Origin of the sequence: Nocardiopsis lambiniae, assembly GCF_031845465.1 — a bacterium.
Classification (GTDB): Bacteria; Actinomycetota; Actinomycetes; order Streptosporangiales; family Streptosporangiaceae; genus Nocardiopsis; species Nocardiopsis lambiniae.
In genome coordinates this window covers 88293-108325 of sequence record NZ_JAVREP010000003.1, presented here as the reverse complement: position 1 = coordinate 108325, position 20033 = coordinate 88293, and the positions used below count along the sequence as shown (strand labels likewise).

The 20033-nt window shown below is 71.3% G+C and carries 15 protein-coding genes; 13 read left to right on the top strand and 2 right to left on the bottom strand.

Going from position 1 to position 20033, the window contains the following annotated elements:
* Position 1: 1 nt before the first annotated feature.
* Together RM479_RS06570 and RM479_RS06565 are read right to left on the bottom strand one after the other, a co-directional pair.
* On the bottom strand, positions 2-469 hold the full coding sequence (locus RM479_RS06570) for a hypothetical protein (RefSeq protein ID WP_311510814.1): 468 nt from the start codon (positions 467-469) through the stop codon (positions 2-4).
* A complete protein-coding gene (locus RM479_RS06565) occupies positions 466-1083 on the bottom strand; it encodes a hypothetical protein (protein WP_311510813.1) in 618 nt (205 codons plus the stop codon). The genes RM479_RS06570 and RM479_RS06565 overlap by 4 nt, the downstream gene beginning before the upstream one ends.
* Positions 1084-1395: 312 nt before the next feature.
* On the opposite strand from RM479_RS06565, the gene RM479_RS06560 reads away from it, so the two are divergent.
* The 13 genes from RM479_RS06560 to RM479_RS06500 all read left to right on the top strand — a co-directional run bounded on the left by RM479_RS06560 (position 1396) and on the right by RM479_RS06500 (position 19984).
* On the top strand, positions 1396-3495 hold the full coding sequence (locus tag RM479_RS06560) for an SPFH domain-containing protein (RefSeq protein WP_311510812.1): 2100 nt from the start codon (positions 1396-1398) through the stop codon (positions 3493-3495).
* 11 nt (positions 3496-3506) lie between these two features.
* Complete coding sequence (locus RM479_RS06555; RefSeq protein ID WP_311510811.1) at positions 3507-8525, top strand: DNA repair ATPase; 5019 nt, start codon at positions 3507-3509, stop codon at positions 8523-8525.
* Between the two features lie 201 nt (positions 8526-8726).
* The gene (locus tag RM479_RS06550; RefSeq protein WP_311510810.1) at positions 8727-8957 is read left to right on the top strand and encodes a FitA-like ribbon-helix-helix domain-containing protein; all 231 of its coding nucleotides are present in this window, start codon (positions 8727-8729) and stop codon (positions 8955-8957) included.
* A 5-nt stretch (positions 8958-8962) separates the two neighbouring features.
* The gene (locus RM479_RS06545) at positions 8963-9349 is read left to right on the top strand and encodes a type II toxin-antitoxin system VapC family toxin (protein WP_311510809.1); all 387 of its coding nucleotides are present in this window, start codon (positions 8963-8965) and stop codon (positions 9347-9349) included.
* A gap of 896 nt (positions 9350-10245) precedes the next feature.
* Complete coding sequence (locus tag RM479_RS06540; protein ID WP_311510808.1) at positions 10246-10455, top strand: hypothetical protein; 210 nt, start codon at positions 10246-10248, stop codon at positions 10453-10455.
* Positions 10456-11118: 663 nt separating this feature from the next.
* Positions 11119-11676 (top strand): GNAT family N-acetyltransferase, encoded by a 558-nt coding sequence (locus RM479_RS06535; protein WP_311510807.1) that lies wholly within the window; start codon positions 11119-11121, stop codon positions 11674-11676.
* Between the two features lie 405 nt (positions 11677-12081).
* Positions 12082-12264, top strand: coding sequence for a thiazolylpeptide-type bacteriocin (locus tag RM479_RS06530; RefSeq protein WP_220564355.1), 183 nt, complete (start codon positions 12082-12084; stop codon positions 12262-12264).
* 335 nt (positions 12265-12599) lie between these two features.
* Entirely contained in the window at positions 12600-12776 is a 177-nt protein-coding gene (locus tag RM479_RS06525) for a thiazolylpeptide-type bacteriocin (RefSeq protein ID WP_306368971.1), read from the top strand.
* Between the two features lie 85 nt (positions 12777-12861).
* The gene (locus tag RM479_RS06520) at positions 12862-13791 is read left to right on the top strand and encodes an ABC transporter ATP-binding protein (RefSeq protein WP_311510806.1); all 930 of its coding nucleotides are present in this window, start codon (positions 12862-12864) and stop codon (positions 13789-13791) included.
* Positions 13788-14651: an ABC transporter permease gene (locus RM479_RS06515; protein ID WP_311510805.1), complete on the top strand. Its 864-nt coding sequence runs from the start codon at positions 13788-13790 to the stop codon at positions 14649-14651. Before RM479_RS06520 ends, RM479_RS06515 begins: the two co-directional genes overlap by 4 nt.
* Positions 14648-17290, top strand: a complete 2643-nt coding sequence (locus RM479_RS06510) for a lantibiotic dehydratase (protein WP_311510804.1) — start codon at positions 14648-14650, stop codon at positions 17288-17290. The genes RM479_RS06515 and RM479_RS06510 overlap by 4 nt, the downstream gene beginning before the upstream one ends.
* Positions 17287-18423 (top strand): lantibiotic dehydratase C-terminal domain-containing protein, encoded by a 1137-nt coding sequence (locus tag RM479_RS06505; protein ID WP_311510803.1) that lies wholly within the window; start codon positions 17287-17289, stop codon positions 18421-18423. Before RM479_RS06510 ends, RM479_RS06505 begins: the two co-directional genes overlap by 4 nt.
* Positions 18416-19984, top strand: coding sequence for a hypothetical protein (locus RM479_RS06500; RefSeq protein WP_311510802.1), 1569 nt, complete (start codon positions 18416-18418; stop codon positions 19982-19984). The genes RM479_RS06505 and RM479_RS06500 overlap by 8 nt, the downstream gene beginning before the upstream one ends.
* Positions 19985-20033 lie beyond the last annotated feature (49 nt).

Here is a 20033-nt window from a genome sequence, read left to right as displayed (position 1 = left end):
TTCACGACGCGAGCCTCACGATCGGTGCGATCATCTGGGAGCCGCAGGCCCACGCGGTGACGGGGACCATGATCAGGCCCAGGGGCGTGAGCGCCCACCGCAGCACCGCCAGACGGGTGCCGCGCAGCAGGTGGGACAGGTACAGCGGGGCCCCGGACAGGAGCAGCAGCAACGTGGCGATGGAGAGGGCGGACCGCGCCGCACCGTCGCCGGGGGCCGGGAAGACCGGCGCGAGGAGGCTCTCCGACGCCAGCCAGGACACGAACCCGCCCAGCGAACCGATCCCCGCGGTGACCGTGGAGAACACGAACGAGACCGCGAGGTAGAGCGGCACGCCGATCGCGAGCATGGTGAGCAGGCAGCCGACGTCGGCGTCCCGGTTCCGCTGGGCCTCGGCCTCCTCCAGCTCGTTGATGCGGTGCATGTGTTTCGCCGTGTTCTCGGCGATCGGGTCGAAGTACGCCATCATGCCCCCTGGGCCGTGGTGGTGATCCGTTTGGCGGCACGCCGCCGTCCCAGAGCGGTGACGAGCGCGACGACCCCGGAGCACAGGGCCAGCGCGAACACGATCAGGGCGGGCGTCGCCGTGGTCTCGCGCACCGGTTCCCCGACCGCGAGGCGGGCGTCGTCCAACGAGAGTTCCGACTCCACGTAGAGGACGTGCTCACCGGGTTCGAGGTCGATCTCCGCCATCCCGAACCCCCACACGGCCGTCCCGTCCACCTCGGCGGTGTAGTCGGCGAGACCGTTGACGAAGCGGACCGCGTCGCCGTCCGGCTCGGGCTCCACCCAGATCGCGATCGAACGCTCCGACGACGGTGTCAGGTGCCAGGGATGACCCTCCTCCGTGCGCGGGAACTCCAGGTACAGGACGCGGGAGTCGGCCTCGTCGACGGTCAGCTCGACGGTGTGGGGTTCCTCCGCCGGAGCGCGGTCCATGTCCTGTGCCCGGAGGCCGTCACGGTCACCGGCGGACCAGGCCAGGGCCATGAAGAGGAAGCACCCGAACCAGAGGCCGAGCGCGATCGTGTACCACCACCGCGGCGGCCCGGTGGGGGTGAAGTACGGGGGGCGACGCGTCATGGAACCGTCCCGGATGTCGAGCGGGGGACACGGCGTGTCCGGTGCGACCAGTATCCCCGAGAATCCCCGGTTCAAGGCGTTCATCAGCGGAAAGCCACGGTAGTGAGACCTTTCACGGGCGGTGGCGACCCGCCCGCCGACCGTGACCCTTCGGGTACGGGGAACCGTTCCGGTACAGATGGCGTCCTATGCCACGAGCGCACCCCCCGGGACCATCGCGGGCCCCGCCTCCCTTGCCCGCGGCCCCCTCCCGACAGGCCCCTCCCGGCCACGCTCGACCCCGCACGGTCACTCGCAGAAAGGCCCCCACACGTGTTGCTGAGCGCTCCGTCCACAGGTCAGGAGGCCGCCGACGCGGCCTTCCTGACCTTCGGCATCGCCCTGGGCGTCGCCCTCCTCGTCCTCATCCTTCTCCTCGTCTTCATCCTGAAGATGTTCAAGAAGGTCAAGCAGGGCGAGGCGCTGATCATCTCCAAGACGCGCGACGTCCACGTCACCTTCACCGGAGCCGTGATCCTGCCGGTCCTGCACAAGGCCGAGTACATGGACATCTCGGTCAAGACCCTGGACCTGGACCGGCGTGGTCGCGACGGCCTCACCTGCAAGGACAACATCCGCGCCGACATCAGCGTGAAGTTCTTCATCCGGGTGAACGAGACGGAGGAGGACGTCAAGCGGGTCGCCAAGGCCATCGGCACCGAGCGCGCCAGCAACCCGGAGACGCTCCAGGAACTGTTCAACGCCAAGTTCGCCGAGGCGCTCAAGACCGTCGGCAAGCGCTTCGACTTCGAGGAGCTGTTCACCCACCGCGAGGAGTTCCGCCAGCAGATCGTCGAGGTCATCGGCTCGGACCTGAACGGTTACGTCCTGGAGGACGTGGCCATCGACTACCTGGAGCAGACCCCGCTGCACCAGCACGACGCCAACAACATCCTCGACGCGCAGGGCATCTCGAAGATCACCGAGCGCACCGCGACCGAGCACAAGCGCACCAACGCCTTCGAGAACGACCGCCGCAAGGAGATCGACCGCCAGAACACGGAGACCTCCGAGACCCTCGCCGAGCTGGAGAAGCGGCGCGAGGAGGCGGCGGCCAAGGCCAAGCGCGAGATCGAGATCATCAAGGCCCGTGAGGAGGCCGAGACCGCCCGCGTCCAGGCGGAGGAGCGGCTCAAGTCCGAGGCCGCGAACATCCGCACCTCCGAGGCGCTGGGCGTCCAGCACCAGAACCAGCAGCGTGAGATCGCGGTCGCCGAGAAGAACCGCGAGCGCGTCATCGCCATCGAGACCGAGCGCATCGAGAAGGACCGGATGCTGGAGGTCATCGGCCGCGAGCGCGAGACCGAGCTGAGCCGGATCTCCAAGGACAAGGAGGTCGAGGCCGAGAAGCGCGAGGTCGCCGACGTCGTCCGCGAGCGGATCGCCGTCGACCGCACCGTGGCCGAGCAGGAGGAGGCCATCAAGCGTCTGCGCGCGGTCGAGGAGGCCGAGCGCCAGCGCCAGGCCATCATCATCCACGCCGAGGCCGAGGCGCAGGAGCGCCTGGTCAAGGACATCAAGGCCGCCGAGGCCGCCGAGGCCGCGGCCAAGCACAGGGCCGCCGAGGAGCTGACCCTCGCCGAGGCCCGTCAGCAGGCCGCCGAGCTGGACACCCGCGCCAAGATCCGTCTCGCCGAGGGGGTCCAGGCCGAGGCCGCCGCGCAGGGCCTGGCCGACGTCCAGGTCCGCGAGCAGGACGCCGCCGCCATCGAGAAGGTCGGTACCGCCGAGGCCGAGGTCTCCCGCCTCAAGGCCGAGGCCGAGGCCAGGGCCGTCCAGGCCAAGATGCTCGCCGAGGCCGAGGGCATCGAGGCGAAGCTGCGCGCCGAGGCCGCGGGCCTCACCGACAAGGCCGGAGCCATGGCCGCCCTGGACCAGGTCAGCCGCGAGCACGAGGAGTACCGCCTGCGGTTGGAGGCCGAGAAGGAGGTCCGTCTGGCCGGCATCGACGTCCAGCGTCAGGTCGCCGAGGCGCAGGCCACCGTCCTGGCCACCGGTCTGGAGAACGCCGACATCAACATCGTCGGCGGCGACGGCGTGTTCTTCGACCGTATGGTCAACTCCATCGGCTTGGGCAAGGCCGTGGACGGTTTCGTCGGCAACTCCGAGACGATGCGGGCGCTGGGCGGCGACTGGCTGAACGGCGAGGGCGACTTCGTCGGCGACCTCAAGAAGGTCGTGGCGTCGCTGGACACCGAGGACGTCAAGAACCTCACCGTCTCCGCGCTGCTGCTCAAGCTCATCAACGCCGACCGGGGCGACAGCGGCAGGCTCAACGGCCTGCTCACCACGGCCCGCTCCATGGGCCTGGACCAGCTGCCGGTGACCGCGCTCGCCCCCACCGTGAACTCCGTCAACGCCGTGAAGCAGTGAGGTAGTCCTCCGTGACCGAGGCCCTGTCCCAGGAGACCGCAGGCCCCGGGCCGGACACCGTCGACGAGCGGGCGCTGGACGCGGGCACCTACGAGGTGCTCCGCGCCCGGCTCCGCGAGCAGACCGGTGAACTGGCCCGCCGGACCGAGGAGCTGAACACCCGGCGGTTGAAGGTGTTCGGCGGCACCGAACTGACCCTGCTCGGCACCGAGCGCATCCGCACCGAGCACAACTGCACGCCGCGGGACGTCGTCAGCGTGGGCCGTTCCGTCGGCGCGGGCGCCGACGGCGGCACCGGTGACACGATCCTGTTCGGCTACAACGTCTTCATCGGCATGCAGCGGGAGACGCACGTCCCCGACGTGTTCTCGCTGCACCGCTACCGGCACGACGAGGACGGGTTCTCCTTCACCGGGACACCCGAGGGCGCCCTCCCCGGGCTGCTGGAGGACGACCGGTTCCGGCAGGACTTCGGTCAGCTCTACCGCTACTACCGCGACGCCCGCCTCCTCCAACTGCGCAGGATCGAGGACCGGCTGCTGGCCGTCTTCCAGATCGGGCCGCGGACGGAGGACGTGCGGGTGCTCCGGTGGTCGGTGGCGCCCACCGGTGAGATCGCCTATCTCGACGATCGCGGCGAACGCGACCACGTGTTCCCGCCGTCGCACGAGTTCACGTGGGTGGAGACCAGCCGCGAGGACCACGTGCTCGGCCGCCACCCGCACATCTCCGTCCTCGACGAGCTGTTCGTGGAGACGGTCGGCGGCGACCTCACCATCAAGATCGAGAACAACACCGAGGTCGGCGAGGGCATCTACAGCGAGCCCGTCGACGAGGCGTTGCAGAGCCTGGCCGACGCCGCGGTGTTCCACGCCGAGGCGGGTCCGCTCATCCTGCTGCGGATCCTGCCCTACAACGAGACCGAGTGGCGGCACCTGGTCTTCAACCGGCACACCAAGGACGTGCTGCGCCTCGACGGGATCGGCCAGTCCTGCCGCCGGCTGCCCGACGACCAGGGGCTGATCTTCCCCGGCGGCTACTACCTGGCCACCGGGGCGGCCCGGACGTTCGACACCGACGTCACCGACCTGGAGTTCGAGCGGGTGGTGCGCTCGCCCAACGGAGAGGACGTGCTGTACGTCTTCCACTCCCGGACGGACGGGCGCAGCCTGCTGCTGTCGTACAACACCATCCGCAAGGAGGTGGCGAACCCGGTCGTCTGCCACGGGTACTCGCTGTTCGACGACGGCACCATGACGGTGTTCCGGGAGACGTCGGGCGAGCCCACCCGGGTGCATCCCATGCAGGTGTGGCAGACCCCGTACGTGTCCGACGAGTACGCCGCCTCCCAGCCCGTGGGCACCGGCCCGCTGGAGCGGATCGGCAACGCCGAGCTGGTCCGGGGCGTGTCGGACTGCCTGTCGGTGTCGCGGATGGCCCAGGACATGCGGCCCTCCACCGAGGTGTTCGAGGCGCTCATCGCCGCCTGCCGCCGGGTGTCCGACCGGTTCCACTGGCTGGGCGAGGAGGAACTGGGCGACCTGGCGGGGCCGTTGGCGCGGGTGCGCGCCACCGCCGAACGCGTGCTGGAGGAGTTCGAGAACGTCCAGGCCCTGACCGCCCAGGCCGCCGAGTCCCTGGCCGATGCCGAGGCGAGGGCGACCGCGCTCATCCGCACGTCCCGGGGGGAGACCCCCCGGTCCGCGGAGGGGTGGGTGAACCGGCTGACGGAACTGCGCCGCGCCCAGGGGCGGGCGGCCACGCTGAGCGAGACGCGCTACGTGGACGCCGACCGGCTGGCGGAGCTGGACCGGTCCCTGGAGGAGGAGATCACCTCCGTCGGTCGGCGCACCGTCGCGTTCCTGGAACAGGACGACGCGTTCGACGGCTATCACTCCGAGGTGGAGCGGCTGGTCGAGGAGGCCGGGTCGATCGAGGCGGTCAGCGCCGCCACCGCCGTCGGCGAGCGCATCGCCGCGCAGACCGAGGGCCTGGGAACGGTCACCGAGGTCATCGGTTCGCTGGAGATCGGCGACGCCCAGGTGCGGACCCGCATCCTGGAGCGGGTCAGCGAGGTCCTGGCCGGGATCAACCGGGCCCGGGCGACGCTGGAGAACCGGCGCGGGGAACTGTCGGCGCTGGAGGGCCGGGCCGAGTTCGCCGCGGAGTTCGCGCTGCTCGGGCAGGCCGTCACCGGCGCGCTGGCTGCCGCCGACACCCCCGAGCGGTGCGACGAACAGCTGGGGCGGATCATGCTCCAGCTGGAGAACCTGGAGTCGAGGTTCGCCGAGTTCGACGACTTCCTCGGAGAGTTGTCGGACAAGCGCGAGGACGTGTACGAGGCGTTCTCCGGCCGCAAGCAGACCCTGGTGGACGAGCGGGCCCGCCGGGCCGACCGGTTGGCGGCCTCCGCCGAACGCGTGCTGGAGGGCGTGCACCGTCGGGTGTCGACCCTGGGCACGTTGGAGGACGTCAACACCTACTTCGCCTCCGACGCGATGGTCACGCGGCTGCGCCGCACCGTCGAGGAGATGCGCGTCCTCGGCGACACCGTGCGCGCCGAGGAACTGGAGGGGCGGATCCTCGCCGCCCGGCAGGAGGCGGGGCGCGCCCTCCAGGACCGCACCGACCTGTACGACGGCGAGACGCTCCGCCTGGGGCGGCACCGGTTCGCGATCAACTCCCAGCCGATCGACCTCACCCTCACCCCGCATCACGGGGAGATGGCGTTGTCGATCACCGGAACCGACTTCCGGGAGCCGGTCACCGATCCCGGGTTCGCGAGGACCCGGCACCTGTGGGACCGCCCGCTGGTGTCGGAGAGCCCGCTGGTGTACCGGGCCGAGCACCTGGCGACGTCGATCCTGGCCGCCGCCGAGGAGGGCGCCGGCGGGCTCTCCCTGGAGCGGTTGAACGAGGCGGAACTGCACCCCGAGAACGGGTCGTCGCTGCTGTCGTTGGTGCGCGAGGCCGCCGAGACCCGTTACGACGAGGGCTACGAACGCGGCGTGCACGACCACGACGCGGCGAGGATCCTGTCGTCCCTGCTGCGCCTGCGCACCGGGGCGGGGCTGCTGCGGTACCCGGGCCGGGTGCGCGCGGTCGCCCAGCTGTTCTGGGCGTTCGGCCCCGAACGGCAGCGGCAGGAGGCCTGGGCCACCCGGGCGGCGTCGCTGGCGCGCGCCCGCGCGGTGTTCGGGGCCCGGCGCTCCGCCGCCATCGACGCGCTGCGCACCGAGTTCGCCGGGGCCGTGGACGCGTTCCTCACCGACACGGGACTGTACCGGGACACCGACCTGGACCTGGTCGGCGAGTACCTGTTCGAGGAGTTGGCGGCGGACACCCCGACCGAGCGCGGATTCGTGTCCGGCGCGGGCGCGCGCACCCTCCTGGACCGGTTCTCCCGGGCGCTGGGCAGCACCCGGGAGACCACCCGCAAGTCCTTCGAGGAGGACCTGCGCCGCCTCGGCGACGACCTGGCCGCCCGCCACCAGCTGGTCTCCGCGTGGCTGGAGGCGTACACGGCCACCCGAGACGACGTCGACGCCGAGGACCTGCCCGAGGCGACCGCGATCTCCCTGGCGAAGGTCGACCGGTACGAGTCGTCGGCGGCGGTGCACGAGACCGTCACCGGGCTCCTCGGTTCGCACCCGCGGGTGCGGGACCGGTCCCTGGAGGTGCGGTTGGACGAGATCCTGCCGCGCACCCGCCGGTTCCGGCTGGAGGAGGTGCCCGCCTACCGGGACTTCCAGAAGCGGCGCCACACCCTGGTGGCGGCCGAACGCGACCGCCTGCGGGTGGAGGAGTACAAGCCGAAGGTGATGAGCGGGTTCGTCCGCAACAGGCTGCTGGACGAGTCGTACCTGCCGCTCATCGGCGACAACCTCGCCAAGCAGCTCGGCGCGGCGGGGGACGACAAGCGCACCGACCAGAGCGGCCTGCTGCTGCTCATCTCCCCTCCGGGTTACGGAAAGACCACGCTCATGGAGTACGTGGCCAGCCGGCTCGGGTTGGTCTTCGTGAAGGTCAACGGGCCCGCCCTGGGGCACGCGGTCACGTCGCTGGACCCGGCGGAGGCGCCCGACGCCACCTCCCGGCAGGAGATCGAGAAGATCTCCTTCGCCCTGGAGATGGGCAACAACACGATGCTGTACCTGGACGACATCCAGCACACGAACCCGGAGCTGCTCCAGAAGTTCATCTCGCTCTGTGACGGGCAGCGCAAGATGGAGGGCGTGTGGAACGGCCGCACCCGCACCTACGACCTGCGGGGCAAGAGGTTCGCGGTGTGCATGTCCGGCAACCCGTACACGGAGCAGGGCAAGCGCTTCCGGATCCCGGACATGCTGGCCAACCGCGCCGACGTGTACAACCTGGGCGACGTGCTCTCGGGGAAGGAGGAGCTGTTCGCGCTGAGCTACATCGAGAACGCGCTCACCTCCAACCCGATGCTGGCCCCGCTGTCCACGCGGGACCGGGAGGACGTGTACCGGTTCGTGCGGATGGCCCGGGGCGATGACTCGGTGACCCTGGACCGGATGAGCCACCCGTACTCGGCGGTCGAGGTCGAGCGGATCGTGTCGGTGCTGCGCAAGATGCTGCGGGTGCAGGAGGTGGTGATGGCCAACAACCAGGCCTACATCGCCTCGGCGGCCCAGTCGGAGGACGCCCGTACCGAGCCGCCGTTCCGACTCCAGGGGTCGTACCGGAACATGAACCGGCTGGCGGAGAAGATCGTGCCGGTCATGAACGACGCCGAGGTGGAGGCCGTCATCGACGACCACTACATGGGCGAGGCGCAGACCCTGACCTCGGGCGCGGAGTCCAACCTGCTCAAGCTGGCGGAGTTGCGGGGGACCATGACCCCGGAGCAGGAGGCCCGCTGGGCGGAGGTCAAGGCGGCTTTCCGACGCGGCCGGGCTCTGGGCGGCGCCGAGGACGACCCGATGACCCGCGCCATCGGCGCGATGGGCCTGCTCGCCGACCGCGTCGGCGAGATCGGCGCGGCCCTCGACCGCGACCGCACCTGACCGAAGCGAACGACCACATGGGCCGTGGGGCCGGGCACCGCCCGGCCCCACGGCCTGTCGGAACCCCCGACACGACCGTGCCCACGAGTGCCGAGGCGGCGCGGCACTCGCGGAACCGCGCACGGATCCCCTCCCCGGTCACCGGGCCCGCGCTCGGACAGATTGAATGCATAGTGCTTCCATTGAAGGCACAATGCTTTCATGACTGCTCTCACCATCCGTGACATGCCGGAAGAAGTCGTCAGGGAGATGAAGATCCGAGCCGCCAAGGCCGGACAGTCCCTCCAGGCCTACGCCCGCACCGTGCTCACCCGCGAGGTCTCCAAACCGACCTTGGCCGAGGCCGTGGAGGCGGCCCGCCGTACCGCCCGATCCGACGTCACCGTCTCCGACGTCCTGTCCGCCATCGACGAGGGGCGAGCCGGGCGTTGATCGTCATGGACGACTCAGCGCTCGTGGAGATGCTGACGGCGGCCGGCCCGGTCGGTTCGGCCGTGGCCGCGCGGGTGGCCGAAGCCGACGTCCTGTGCGCCCCGCACCTCCTCGACACCGAGGTCATGTCCGCGCTTCTGGGCATGGCCCGCGGCGGGAAGATCACGTCGGACCAAGTGGACACGGCGATGGCCGCCTATGAACGGCTACCGATCGACCGCTACGATTCGCTTCCCCTGTGGCCCCGTGTCAAGGTCCTTCGCGCGAACCTGTCCGCCTACGACGCCACCTACGTGGCACTGGCCGAGACCCTGGGAGCCGTACTGGTCACCAGCGATGCCCGCATAGCCCGCAGCGGTGCGGCCCGCTGTCCGGTGGAGGTCTTCGACTAGGCACCGGGCCCCGGAGCAGGAGGCCCGCCGGGCGGAGGTCAAGGCGGCCTTCCGACGCGGCCGGGCTCTGGGCGGCGCCGAGGACGACCCGATGACCCGCGCCATCGGCGCGAACGACCACATGGGCCGTGGGGCCGGGCACCACCCGACCCCACGCGAAGACACATCGGAGGGGCACGGCCACGACTTCACCGGTGTCGGCCTCGGCAGCAGGGTCCGAGGAACCCGAGCGGCGACACGGCCCGGACACGGGTGTGGGGCGGGTCGTACGACCCGCCCCACACCCGTGTCCGGCAGGAGAGTGCCCGCCCTCGCGGACGTGCGCCTCCCGTCGGCACGGCTCAGAGCGACAGGCAGTCGGTGGTATGGGCCATCCGACGGCTCCTCGAAAACGAGGAACGCCCCGATTTTCTCAATAACTAGAAGCGCGATTAGCAACCATGCCCTAGGGGCTTTACAGGGTTCCCACCGAACCCCGCACAAGAACACCGAGGTCGAGGACGTGCCTCCTCGGCGAACTCGTCGCGGGCATCATACCTCGCCCACACGAGATACCCCGGATCTCCACGCTCGGAGCAGAGCCCCCAGGCCGATGGCGCGCACGACGCCCCTGGGGTACCCCAGGGAACATACAAAGCATGAAGCCCATGAAAATCAAATTGCACTATAGGAAACAAAGGACCCATGGCGAACAATCAAGCCTCATCCCGGCGAAGGTTCGCCAAGGGCCACCCACCATGAAATAATCGGCCACAGGAGGTGACACATGACGAACGCCGGAAAGCCCCCGAGCAAGCCGCCCTAGAACTTGTTTTCGATTTTCTCGACCACTAGTAACACGATTTTCTCTAAGCACTAGTAACCAGGATTAACTACTTTCGAAACCGAGGTTTGACATGCCCAAGAACAAGCGCGAGACCACCGATCAGACTCCGCACCCCCGGCCGGGGTCCCACTCTCCCTGGCCCAGGATCACGCTCTTCGCGATCGTCGTCACGACGATCATCGTGCTCCTGCTCGCGGGATACGACCCGTTCTACGCGGTCGGCGTACCCACTGTGGCCGGCTTCATCGTCGACTCCCTGATCAGGAAGTGGGACCGATAGCGCTCTGAAGGCACGAGAGCTCTTGCAGGAATCCTCTCGCGCATCTTGGGCCTCACGCACCTCCGTGGCGTGAGGCCTCAATCATGCCCGACCATTTTGCTCATCATCCGATGAAGTTATCATCCCTCAATCCCTGGTCCGCCTCGGGTTGCGAACTCATTCGACCGAACGACCACCCAAAGATATACATAACGACAGAATCAACCACGAATACGGGCAACGCTCTTGAGCGGACCCGCGGTCGCGCCGACGGGGTTACGGCTACCCGCCCTTGCCACTTCCCGGACCGGCATGGCTCTGAATGGATTCAGCCGGGCCTCCTGATTCCTCCGCCGTGTTCGCGAGCATCGCGCCCCTGATGATCGGGATGGCGGCGCCGCCCTCTCCCCTGTCGCGCCTCCCGGTGACGGCGGCGGCAGAGCGGACGTGGTCGGAACCGGCAGCGATGCGGTCCGTCGGCCGGGTGACGCGCTGTGCGTTCATCGTGACCCAGGACGGGACGGCCGGACCGGTCATCGAAACCCGTGGAGCGACCGGGACCAAGGCGCGAAAGGCGTCACGCCGAACCCGGCCGAGGCGAACGCAGCGCGCCCGGAACCGCGGGTGCCCGGAGTCTCGGGGGAGTACCGTCTCCGGTGACGGATTTCGAGGACGAGGAGCGGAATGTACGCGATCTCCCTGGGGGACGACGCCGAGCTGCGACCGCTGGAACCGTGGCGGGCGCGCGAGTTCCTGGAGCACATCGACCGGGGGCGCGAGTACATCGGCCGTTACGTCGGGATGCCGGACCTGGTCACGGACCTGGCGTCGAGCCGGGCGTACCTCCAGCGGCACGCGGACAAGACGGCCGCCGACACCGGCCGGATCTGCGGGATCTGGCTGGACGACAAACTGGTCGGCGGGGTCATGCTGCCGAACCTGGACACCGACCAGGGAACCGCCGAGGCGGGGTGCTGGCTGGAACCGTCGGCGGCGGGCCGGGGCCTGGTGACCCGAGCGGTGCGGCTGCTCATCGACTGGGCGATCGAGGAGCGCGGGGTGCACCGCGTCGAGTGGCACGTGGCGTCGAAGAACGCCGCCAGCATCGCGGTGGCCCGACGGCTCGGGATGAGCCGGGACGGTGTGCTGCGCGAGAACCACCCGTACCGGGGGCGCCGTCAGGACACGGAGGTCTGGTCGGTGCTCGCCCCGGAGTGGCGTGCCGCCCGCGCGGAGTCCTGAGGTCCCGCCTTCTCCGGGCTTCCCCGTGAGCCCTTCGCTCCGGGATGACCCGGGCCCTCTTCCCGCCGGGTGAACGAAGACGCCCCGACCGGCTCCGACACGCGCCGGCCCATGGGGCCGCCGGGGCCGCGCCCCGGGGCGTCGCCGCGGTCGCCGACCCGCGGCCGGTGGCCCGGGTGGCCGGACCACGCGGCCCTCCTCCGAATCCCGCGACTGGAATTGCGGACCGAAAGGAACGTGAGTCCATCCGTGACACTTCGACGTTCTCTCCGTAACGGTCCCGCGAACCCGGAGACACACTACGGATAACGGTTTATACAACCTCTATCGAGTTTCTTCACGACATGTTACTTTCGAGCCGCCCGGGGGACTGTGCAAGAAACGAACTACCCGAAGAGGCTCACCATGCCCGAATCGACGGCTTTGGACATCGACCTGCCCGAGCTGAACTTCGACGACATGGAGGTGATGAGCGTTCGCGAGGCCGTCGCGGTGCCCGAGACCGGGGCCACCAGCGGTTCGAGCAGCTGCACCTCCACCTCCTGCTGCGGCTCCAGCAGCTGCTGCTCCGGCGGATCCTGCGGCTGATCCGCGCCCCGCGACAGACCTGGGACGGGCTCCGGCGCGTCCCTCTCGGGCCGTGTCCACGTGCGGCGCGACCTGCTGTCATCCCCCCTTGTCCGCCCCCCCAAACACCCATGTGCATTTTCGCGCTGAAAAAGCTGGCAGCAGCCTCGATAACCCGATGATCGGCACGGATGACACCCTTCCCAGAGGATGCCCCGGGCCTCTTGAGAACCCGGAATATCCCACTGCTCAGATAGGGAAATGTCCCAGCCGTTTCATCCGGTCAAAGCGTGAACGAACGACATACCGTTTCTCCGATGTGTCCATCCCCTGTTCCCCTCCGCGAAAGGTTCCCCATGCAGGACTCCCCCGCCATCGAGCTGCCCGACCTCGACTTCTCCGACATGGAGGTCATGAGCGTCCGCGAGGCCGTCGCCGTCCCCGAGACCGGCGCGACCAGCGGCTCCAGCAGCTGCACCTCCACCTCGTGCTGCGGCTCCAGCAGCTGCTGCTCCTCGGGGTCGTGCGGCTGATCCGGCCCGCGTAGGGCGGTTCCCCACCGGTCGGGGGGCCGCCCCTCCCCCCGCATCACCCCCACGAGAACACCGAGGGCAGCACGTGCACGCCATCAACGCCACCGACATCACCAAGGACTACGGCAAGGGCCGGGTCCTCCACGGCATCGACTACCGGGTGGCCACCGGTACGATCGCCGCCCTGCTGGGCCCCAACGGCGCCGGGAAGACCACGCTCATCGAGATTCTGGAGGGACACCGCGGCCGCACCTCCGGCCGGCTGTCCGTCCTGGGGCTCGACCCCGGGAACCGCCGCGACTTCGCCCGGCTGCGCACCCGGATGAGCGTCGTCCTCCAGCAGACCATGCTGGAACCGGGCCTGTCGGTCCGCGACATCCTGCGCCGACACGCCTCCTACCACCCGGACCCGGTGGGCCTGGACGAGATCCTCGACCAGGTCGACCTCGCCGAGAAGCGCGGCGCCCTGGTCAAGTCCCTCTCCGGCGGCCAGCTGCGCCGCCTGGACCTGGCTCTGGCCCTGACCGGCCGCCCCGAGCTGCTCTTCCTCGACGAGCCCACCACCGGTCTGGACCCGGTGTCGCGCCGCCGCATCCGCGCCCTGGTCTCGGGCCTGCGCGACAGCGGCACCACCGTCATCCTCACCTCGCACGACCTCGCCGAGGTGCAGGAGCTGGCCGACCGGGTGGACGTCATCCGCGAGGGATCGTTCATCGCTTCGGGCACTCCCGAGGACCTGGTCCGCTCCTCCTCCGCGTTCACCGTCGTGGAGTTCGCCGACCCGGGCGTGCCCGCCGACCGCCTGCCCCAAGGCGCGAGCCTGGTCAACGGCCGGGTGCGCATCCACACCGACGACCAGGACGCCGTGGTCCGCGAGGTCCAGGCCTGGGCCGACCGCGAGAACACGAGCGTCAGCGGGCTGACGATCGTGCCGCCCACCCTCGACGACGCCTACCTGGCGATGCTCGACACGGGCGCGGAGAAGACCGGGACCACCACGGGGAAGGCCGAATGAGCACCACCGACACCGCACCCGCCACCCGGCCCCGCCGGGCCAACGGCCTGCGCACCTTCCTCCTGCACGTCGACGGGGAACTCAAGGAGTTCTGGCGTTCCCCCATCACGTTGGCGTTCATCGTCCTGATGCCGGTGATGTTCTACGTCGGCTTCGGATTCGCGTTCCGCTCCCAGGCCGACGAGATCCGGATCCTCGGCGAACACGAGATCACCCAGGCCAACCTGAGCTTCGGGGGCGTCCTCGGGTTCGCGCTGATGTCGGTGGCGTTCGCCAACGTCGCCATCGGGTTGGCGATCCGCCGCCACCACGGGCTGTTCAAACGGTTCCGGACGACGCCGGTCCGGCCCGTCACCGTCATGGGCGCCTACCTCGCCAACACGCTCCTCACCACGGTCATCGTGGTCGCGGTGGTCACCGCGATCGGGCTGCTGGGCATGGGCGTGAGCGTCGCCCCCGAGCGGATCCCCCTGGTGCTGGCCGCGATCGCGCTGGGGTTCGTGTGCATGGCGCCGCTGGGGGCCGCCGCCTCCCTGCTGCCGCCCAACGCCGACGCCGCCGTGCCGATGATCAACGGCGTCTTCTTCCCCGCGGCGTTCCTGGCGGGCGGGTTCGTCGTCCTGCCGTTGGGCGACACCCTGAGCGCGATCGTGGACGTGCTGCCGGGTCGGCCGCTGACGATCCTGCTGCACGGGGCGCTGTCGGAGAGCGGTCCGGTGTGGGACTGGCCGTCGGTGTGGCTGCTGCTGGGCTGGTCCCTGCTGGGTACCGTGGTGGCGCTGCGCTGGTTCCGGTGGGCGTCGGAACGCGAGCCGCGCGGCTTCGGAGCGGGTAGGCGCAAGAACGCGGAGGGCGAGTGAGCGCGACGTCCTTCGATCTCGTGGAGGGCCCCTACCTGGTCTCCCGCGTGAACCTGTACCCCTACCGGCCGCTGCGGTCCGACCGCGTCGACCTGGACCGGGACCTGCTGCACACCCTCACCGACGAGGAGGCGCACCGGGAGTTCCTCCGTGACCGACTCCTGGAAACCCTGCACCTGCTCACCCCCTCCCTGGAGGACGAGGACGACCGGCGGACCGCGCTCGCCGTCAAGCGCGACGTGTTCAACCGGCGCCCGCCCCGCACCCCGCTGGTGGGGCACCCGCTGGCGTGGCGGATCGGCGCGCTCGGGGAGTGGGCGGACAGCTGGGAGCGGACCCGGCTCGCCACGGCCACCCTGGACGAGGCGCACGCCGCCGCCCTGGTGGAGGAGCGCGCCGAACTGGTGGCGTGGGCGCGCGATCCGGCCACCGACCGGAGTACCGCCCTGTCCAGCCCGGACCTGCACCGGGCGGTGGCGGCGCGGGCGGCCGTGCCCGCCGACCGCGCGCCGGACAAGCGCATGCGCAAGGCCGAACCGTCGTTGGTGCGCTACCACTCGCGGTCCACGGTGAAGGTGAGCCCGTACTCGCTGTACACCGGCGTGTTCTTCGACGACCTGGGGCTTCCGTCGTCGGCCACCCGTGACGGGGAGCCGTTGCGGTTCTCCACGGTGTCGGGCCTGCGCCGGCTGCTGGTGCGGCAGGCGGCACGGGCGTTGGCCGCCGACCCCAGGGCGCGCCTGGAGATGGAGTGGGTGTTCACCGGCGGGGCACGCCGCGACGGCGACCGCTTGACGGTGCGGCGTCGGCGGTGGGCGCCGCCGAGCGCGGGTGCGCGGGCGGAGGCGTTCGGCGAGGAGGAGGTGCGCCTGCCCCTGAGCGGGGCGTGGGGCACGCTGGTCTCGGCGCTGGAACGCCGGGCCGCCCGCCCGGTGGTGCTGGCCGACCTGCGCGACGGGCTGGCCGCGGAGCTGGGGCAGCCGCCGGAGGCGCTGCTCGGGGTCCTGGTCAAGCTCATCGACGCCGGCGTGCTGGTGCCGTGGGCGCCGGTCGCCGAACAGGACCCGGAGCACGACCGGCGCTGGCACGAGGCGGTCCGTCGGTTGCCGGGGCCGGTGGCCGCCCGGATGGCGGCGGCGTTCGACGCCACCGAAGAGGTCCTCAAGGGGTTCGCCGAGGCCGACGGGGCCGCGCGCGCCCGTTCGACGGCGCACCTGCAACGCCTGTGGGCGGAGGCCGTCACGCCGCCCGGGGCGCCGCCCGCCGACCCGGAGGTGGCCTCGTCACCGCTGGTGGAGGACTGCCACGTGTCGCGCGGGGCGCCGGTGCCGCGCGCGTGGACCCGGGGCTGGGCGGCGGACCTGCGGCGGATCATGCCGTTGCTGTTCGCCCTCGACGACCAGCGGGTGCTCTCCGGTGCCCTGGAGAGCGTGTTCGTCTCCCGTTACGGCGTGGGCGGACGCTGCGACGACCTGGACGGGTTCGCCGGGAACGCGCGCGCCGCCTTCCCCATGACGCAGCGCCTCATGGCGGGCGACACCGACGGGGCCGGCGAGGAGCTGCGCCGGCTGGTGGCCGCCCGGCGGCTGGCCGTCGATCACCTCGCCGGGCTGGCGCGGAGCGACGCCGACGAGGTCGAGGTCGATCCGGCGGTGGTCGCCGAGATCGCCGGTCTCCTTCCCGAGCGCGAGTTCAGGGCGCGGCGGTCACTGGCCGTGTTCGGTCAGCCCGACGGGGGCCGACTCGTGCTCAACCACCTGTACGGCGGGCGGGCCCGGTACTTCAGCCGGTTCCTGTCCGCTCTGCCGGCGCGGGCCCGCGACCGGGTCGCCGAGCACGTGCGGCGATCGGGCCCGCCCGGCACCCCCACCGTGCACATGCGGTCGACGCTCGGGTTCAACGCGAACCTGACGCCGCCGCTGGCCGACGAGGAGCTGGCGCTGCGCGACGAACCCGTCACGGGTTCGGGTCCCGCCACCGCCGACCTGGCGCTGGTGCACACCCCGGACGGGTTGCGGCTGGTACGGCGCCGTGACGGGCGGGAGATCGACCCGATCTACACCGGTTTCCTGGTCCCCCACGCGCTGCCCTACGACGAGATGCTCGTGGCGATGATCGCGGACTCGCCGTTCTTCTCCTTCGGCGACACGGTGATGGACCTGCACGCGCGCTGGGAGACCGAGGGGTTCACCGGCCCGGTGCCGCGCATCCGGTCCGGCGACGTCACGCTGTTCCGCCGGCGGTGGGCGTTGGAGACCGGGGACCTCGCGGCCCGGCCCGGGGAGTCCGCCCAGGAACTGCACCGGCGGATCAACGTCGCCCGGCTGACCCGGGGCATCCCCGACCAGGTGTTCGTCCGCCCCCTCCAGGGTGCCCGGTTGGGGCCGCTGGAGCGGGCGATGGCGCCCAAGCCCCAGCACGTGGATTTCCTGAGCAGGTCGCACACGGCGACGGCGGCCAAACGACTCGACCACCTCGGGCCGAGCCTGCTCGTCGAGGAGCTGGACCCGTGCCCGGAGCGGGCGGGTCTGAGCGGCCCGCACGGCCGGCACGCCACCGAGGTGTTCCTCGAACTGGCCGTCGTGCCCGCCGCCGTCGAGGCGGCCCGTCCCCCAGGCGAAGTGAGGCTGGTCCCGTGACCGTCGGACTCAGAGTGACCTACTACGACAGCGACAAGACCGCCCTGCTGGGCGAATGCCTGGTCCCGGCCGCCCTGGACGCGGCGGCCCGGCCGGGCGTCACGGCGGCGTGGCCGCACCTGCACTGGCGGTTGGGTCCGCACTGTTCGCTGTACCTGGACGGCGAGGACGCGGCGGTGGCGACCGCGGCGGCCGACGTCGAGGCGCGGGCCCGGTCGTTCCTGGAGCGGCGGCCGTCCACGGCGACGATCGACCCGGAGCGGTACGCGGAGTTCTCGGCCCGGATGGGCCGGTTGGAGCTGGTGGAACCGCCGTACGCGCCGTTGGAGCCGGACAACTCGATCCGCCTACTGGACGGCGACCCCGTGGACACGTTCCTGCGCGGTCCCGAGGCGATCGCGCTCAAGGGCCGGGTGCTCACCGACGGGTTGGCGCTGGTGGCCGACCGGGTGGACGGGAACGGGGCGACCGCGCACGTGTTCGCCGGGATGGGGGCCATCGCCTCGCGGTACCCGGAGTGGGGACTGAGGTCGGGGTACCAGGCGTTCCTGTCGCACTGGAAGGAGTACTTCCACTGGTCGGACCCCGAGGGGCGGGCCCAGGCGCGGTTGGCCGGGTCCTACCGTGACCAGCGCGCCGACCTGGTGGCGCTGCTCGGGCCGATCCACGAGGGGACCACCCGGGACCCGTCGGCGCTGGCGTGGCTGGGGTGGACGCGACGGTGGCTGCCGGAGGCGGTGGAGCTGGCGCGGCGGGACCACATCCTGCCCTACCCGCACCAGGACCGGCTGGACACGGCGACGCGGTTCGGCGATGACGTGCGGGTGCGGTGGAGCGGGTCGGACGAGCGGTCCTACAGCGACTTCCACCGGGAGTTCCGCAAGTTGGACTTCACCCGCTTGGGGGACGGGTACGGGTTCGCGGCGTTCCGGTTCGTCATCAACTGCTTCTTCGACCTGCTGCCGTTGATGGGGGTGTCGCCGATCCGGCGGTACTCGATCGCGTACCTGTTCACCGAGGCCGCCCAGGAGGTCGTGGGCGAGACCTGGGAGGAGACGGTGCGACGGGTGGTGGCGCACCAGCAGAGCGACCCGGAGCTGAGGCCGACGCTGCCGTGGGTGGGCGATGTCTGAGCCGACGCTGCGTTTGAAACGGGCCGTGCGGGCCCGGTCCCTGGCCGCCGAGGGGGTCGCCGTGAGCATGGGAGCGACCGCGGTGGTGCTGCGCGGCGCACCCGCGGACGCGGTGTGGCGGGCGTTGGAACCGGTGCTGCGCTCGGGGTTCACCCCGGAGGCGCTGGTGGAGCGCTTCCCCGAACGGGGCCGAGCCGTGCTCGTGGGGATCCTGGATCGGTTGGAGGAGCACGGGTTCCTCCGGGAGGTCGAGGAGGAACACGACCTCGACGAGTCCGAGCGGGCCGCCTACCCGCACCTGGAACCGCTGACGGCACGGCCGTTCGCGGCGCTGCGGGCGCTGGCGGGGTCCTCGGTGCGGGTGCGGTCGGAGTCGGCGCGTGTGGAGGCGCGAGTGCGGCGGGCGCTGGGGCGCGCGGGCTTTCGCGACGTGGCCGCCGACACGGGGGCGCCGTTGCCGGGGGTCCTGGTGGGCACCCGGCTGACGGTGCCGGGGCATCCGGAGGCGGTGCACGTGATCGTCGCCGAACGCGGGGTGTGGGTCTCGGGCCCGCGCGACGCGACCGCGACCCCGGAGGTCCTCGACGGGCTGCGCGCGTGGGCCGCCGCGCTCGACGAGCCGCCGGGGATCGGGCCGGACGCGCCGGAGTCGGAGGTGGCCCGCACCCTGGTGGCGTCGCAGCTCGCGCTGGCACTGGTGGCGCACGTGGCCCGGGTGACGGAGGGGACCCCTCAGGCCCGGGATCCGGAGTTCATGGTGACCACGGACGAACTCGTCTCCGAGCCCCATCGCCTGCCGCTGCTGCCCGCCCTGGATCCGGAGGTCACCGGGGCGTTCCCGGAGGTCTCCGCGCCCGCAGCGCTGGTCACCGACCGGCTGGACGCGCTCGCTCCCCTGTGGGACCGCGTGTTCGGCCCGGTGGGCGAGCCGCTGCCGGGCGACCTGCCGCAGTTGCCGGTGGGCCTGGCCCGCACCGCCCGCCGGGGCGGGAGCGGCTGCGGTGTCACCACCGCCGAGGCGCGGCTGGACGCGCTGACGGGGTCGTTGCACGCCGTGGCCTGGGGCCGCAGGAGCGCGCTCGCCGGACACGGGATGGGCTCGACCCGCGCCGAGGCGATCGGTGACGCCGTCGGCGACCTGGTGTTGCGCGAGACGGTGCCGTGGAAGGAGGCGGACCCGCCGGAACCGATGTCGGCGCGGGCCCGCCGCCTGTGGGCCGCGTTGACGCTGCGCTCCGGTGTGGCGGCGACGGCGCGCTTCCACGAGCTGGAGGACCTGGGCCTGTGGCGGGTGGACGTGGTCGGACCGGACGGGTCGGCGCTGGCCGTCGGCGCGGCGGCCGAGCCGGACCCCGCGTTGCGCGAGGCCCTGGTGCGCGCCGTCGCCGTCGTGCGGGAGGACCCGCCGGGGTTGGCGGTGCGCGCCGCGCGCACACCGGACGCCGCCCTGTCCCTGGCCGCCTGGGCGGACGTCTCCGGCCGCGTCCGGGTGGCCGCCCCCGAGGGCGCCGCCGCCTGGGCCGCCCACGGGGTCCACACGGCGGTGGCGACGTGGACGTGACCGTGCTCTCGATGACCGGTCCGCACCGCGACGCCGGTGGGATCCGACG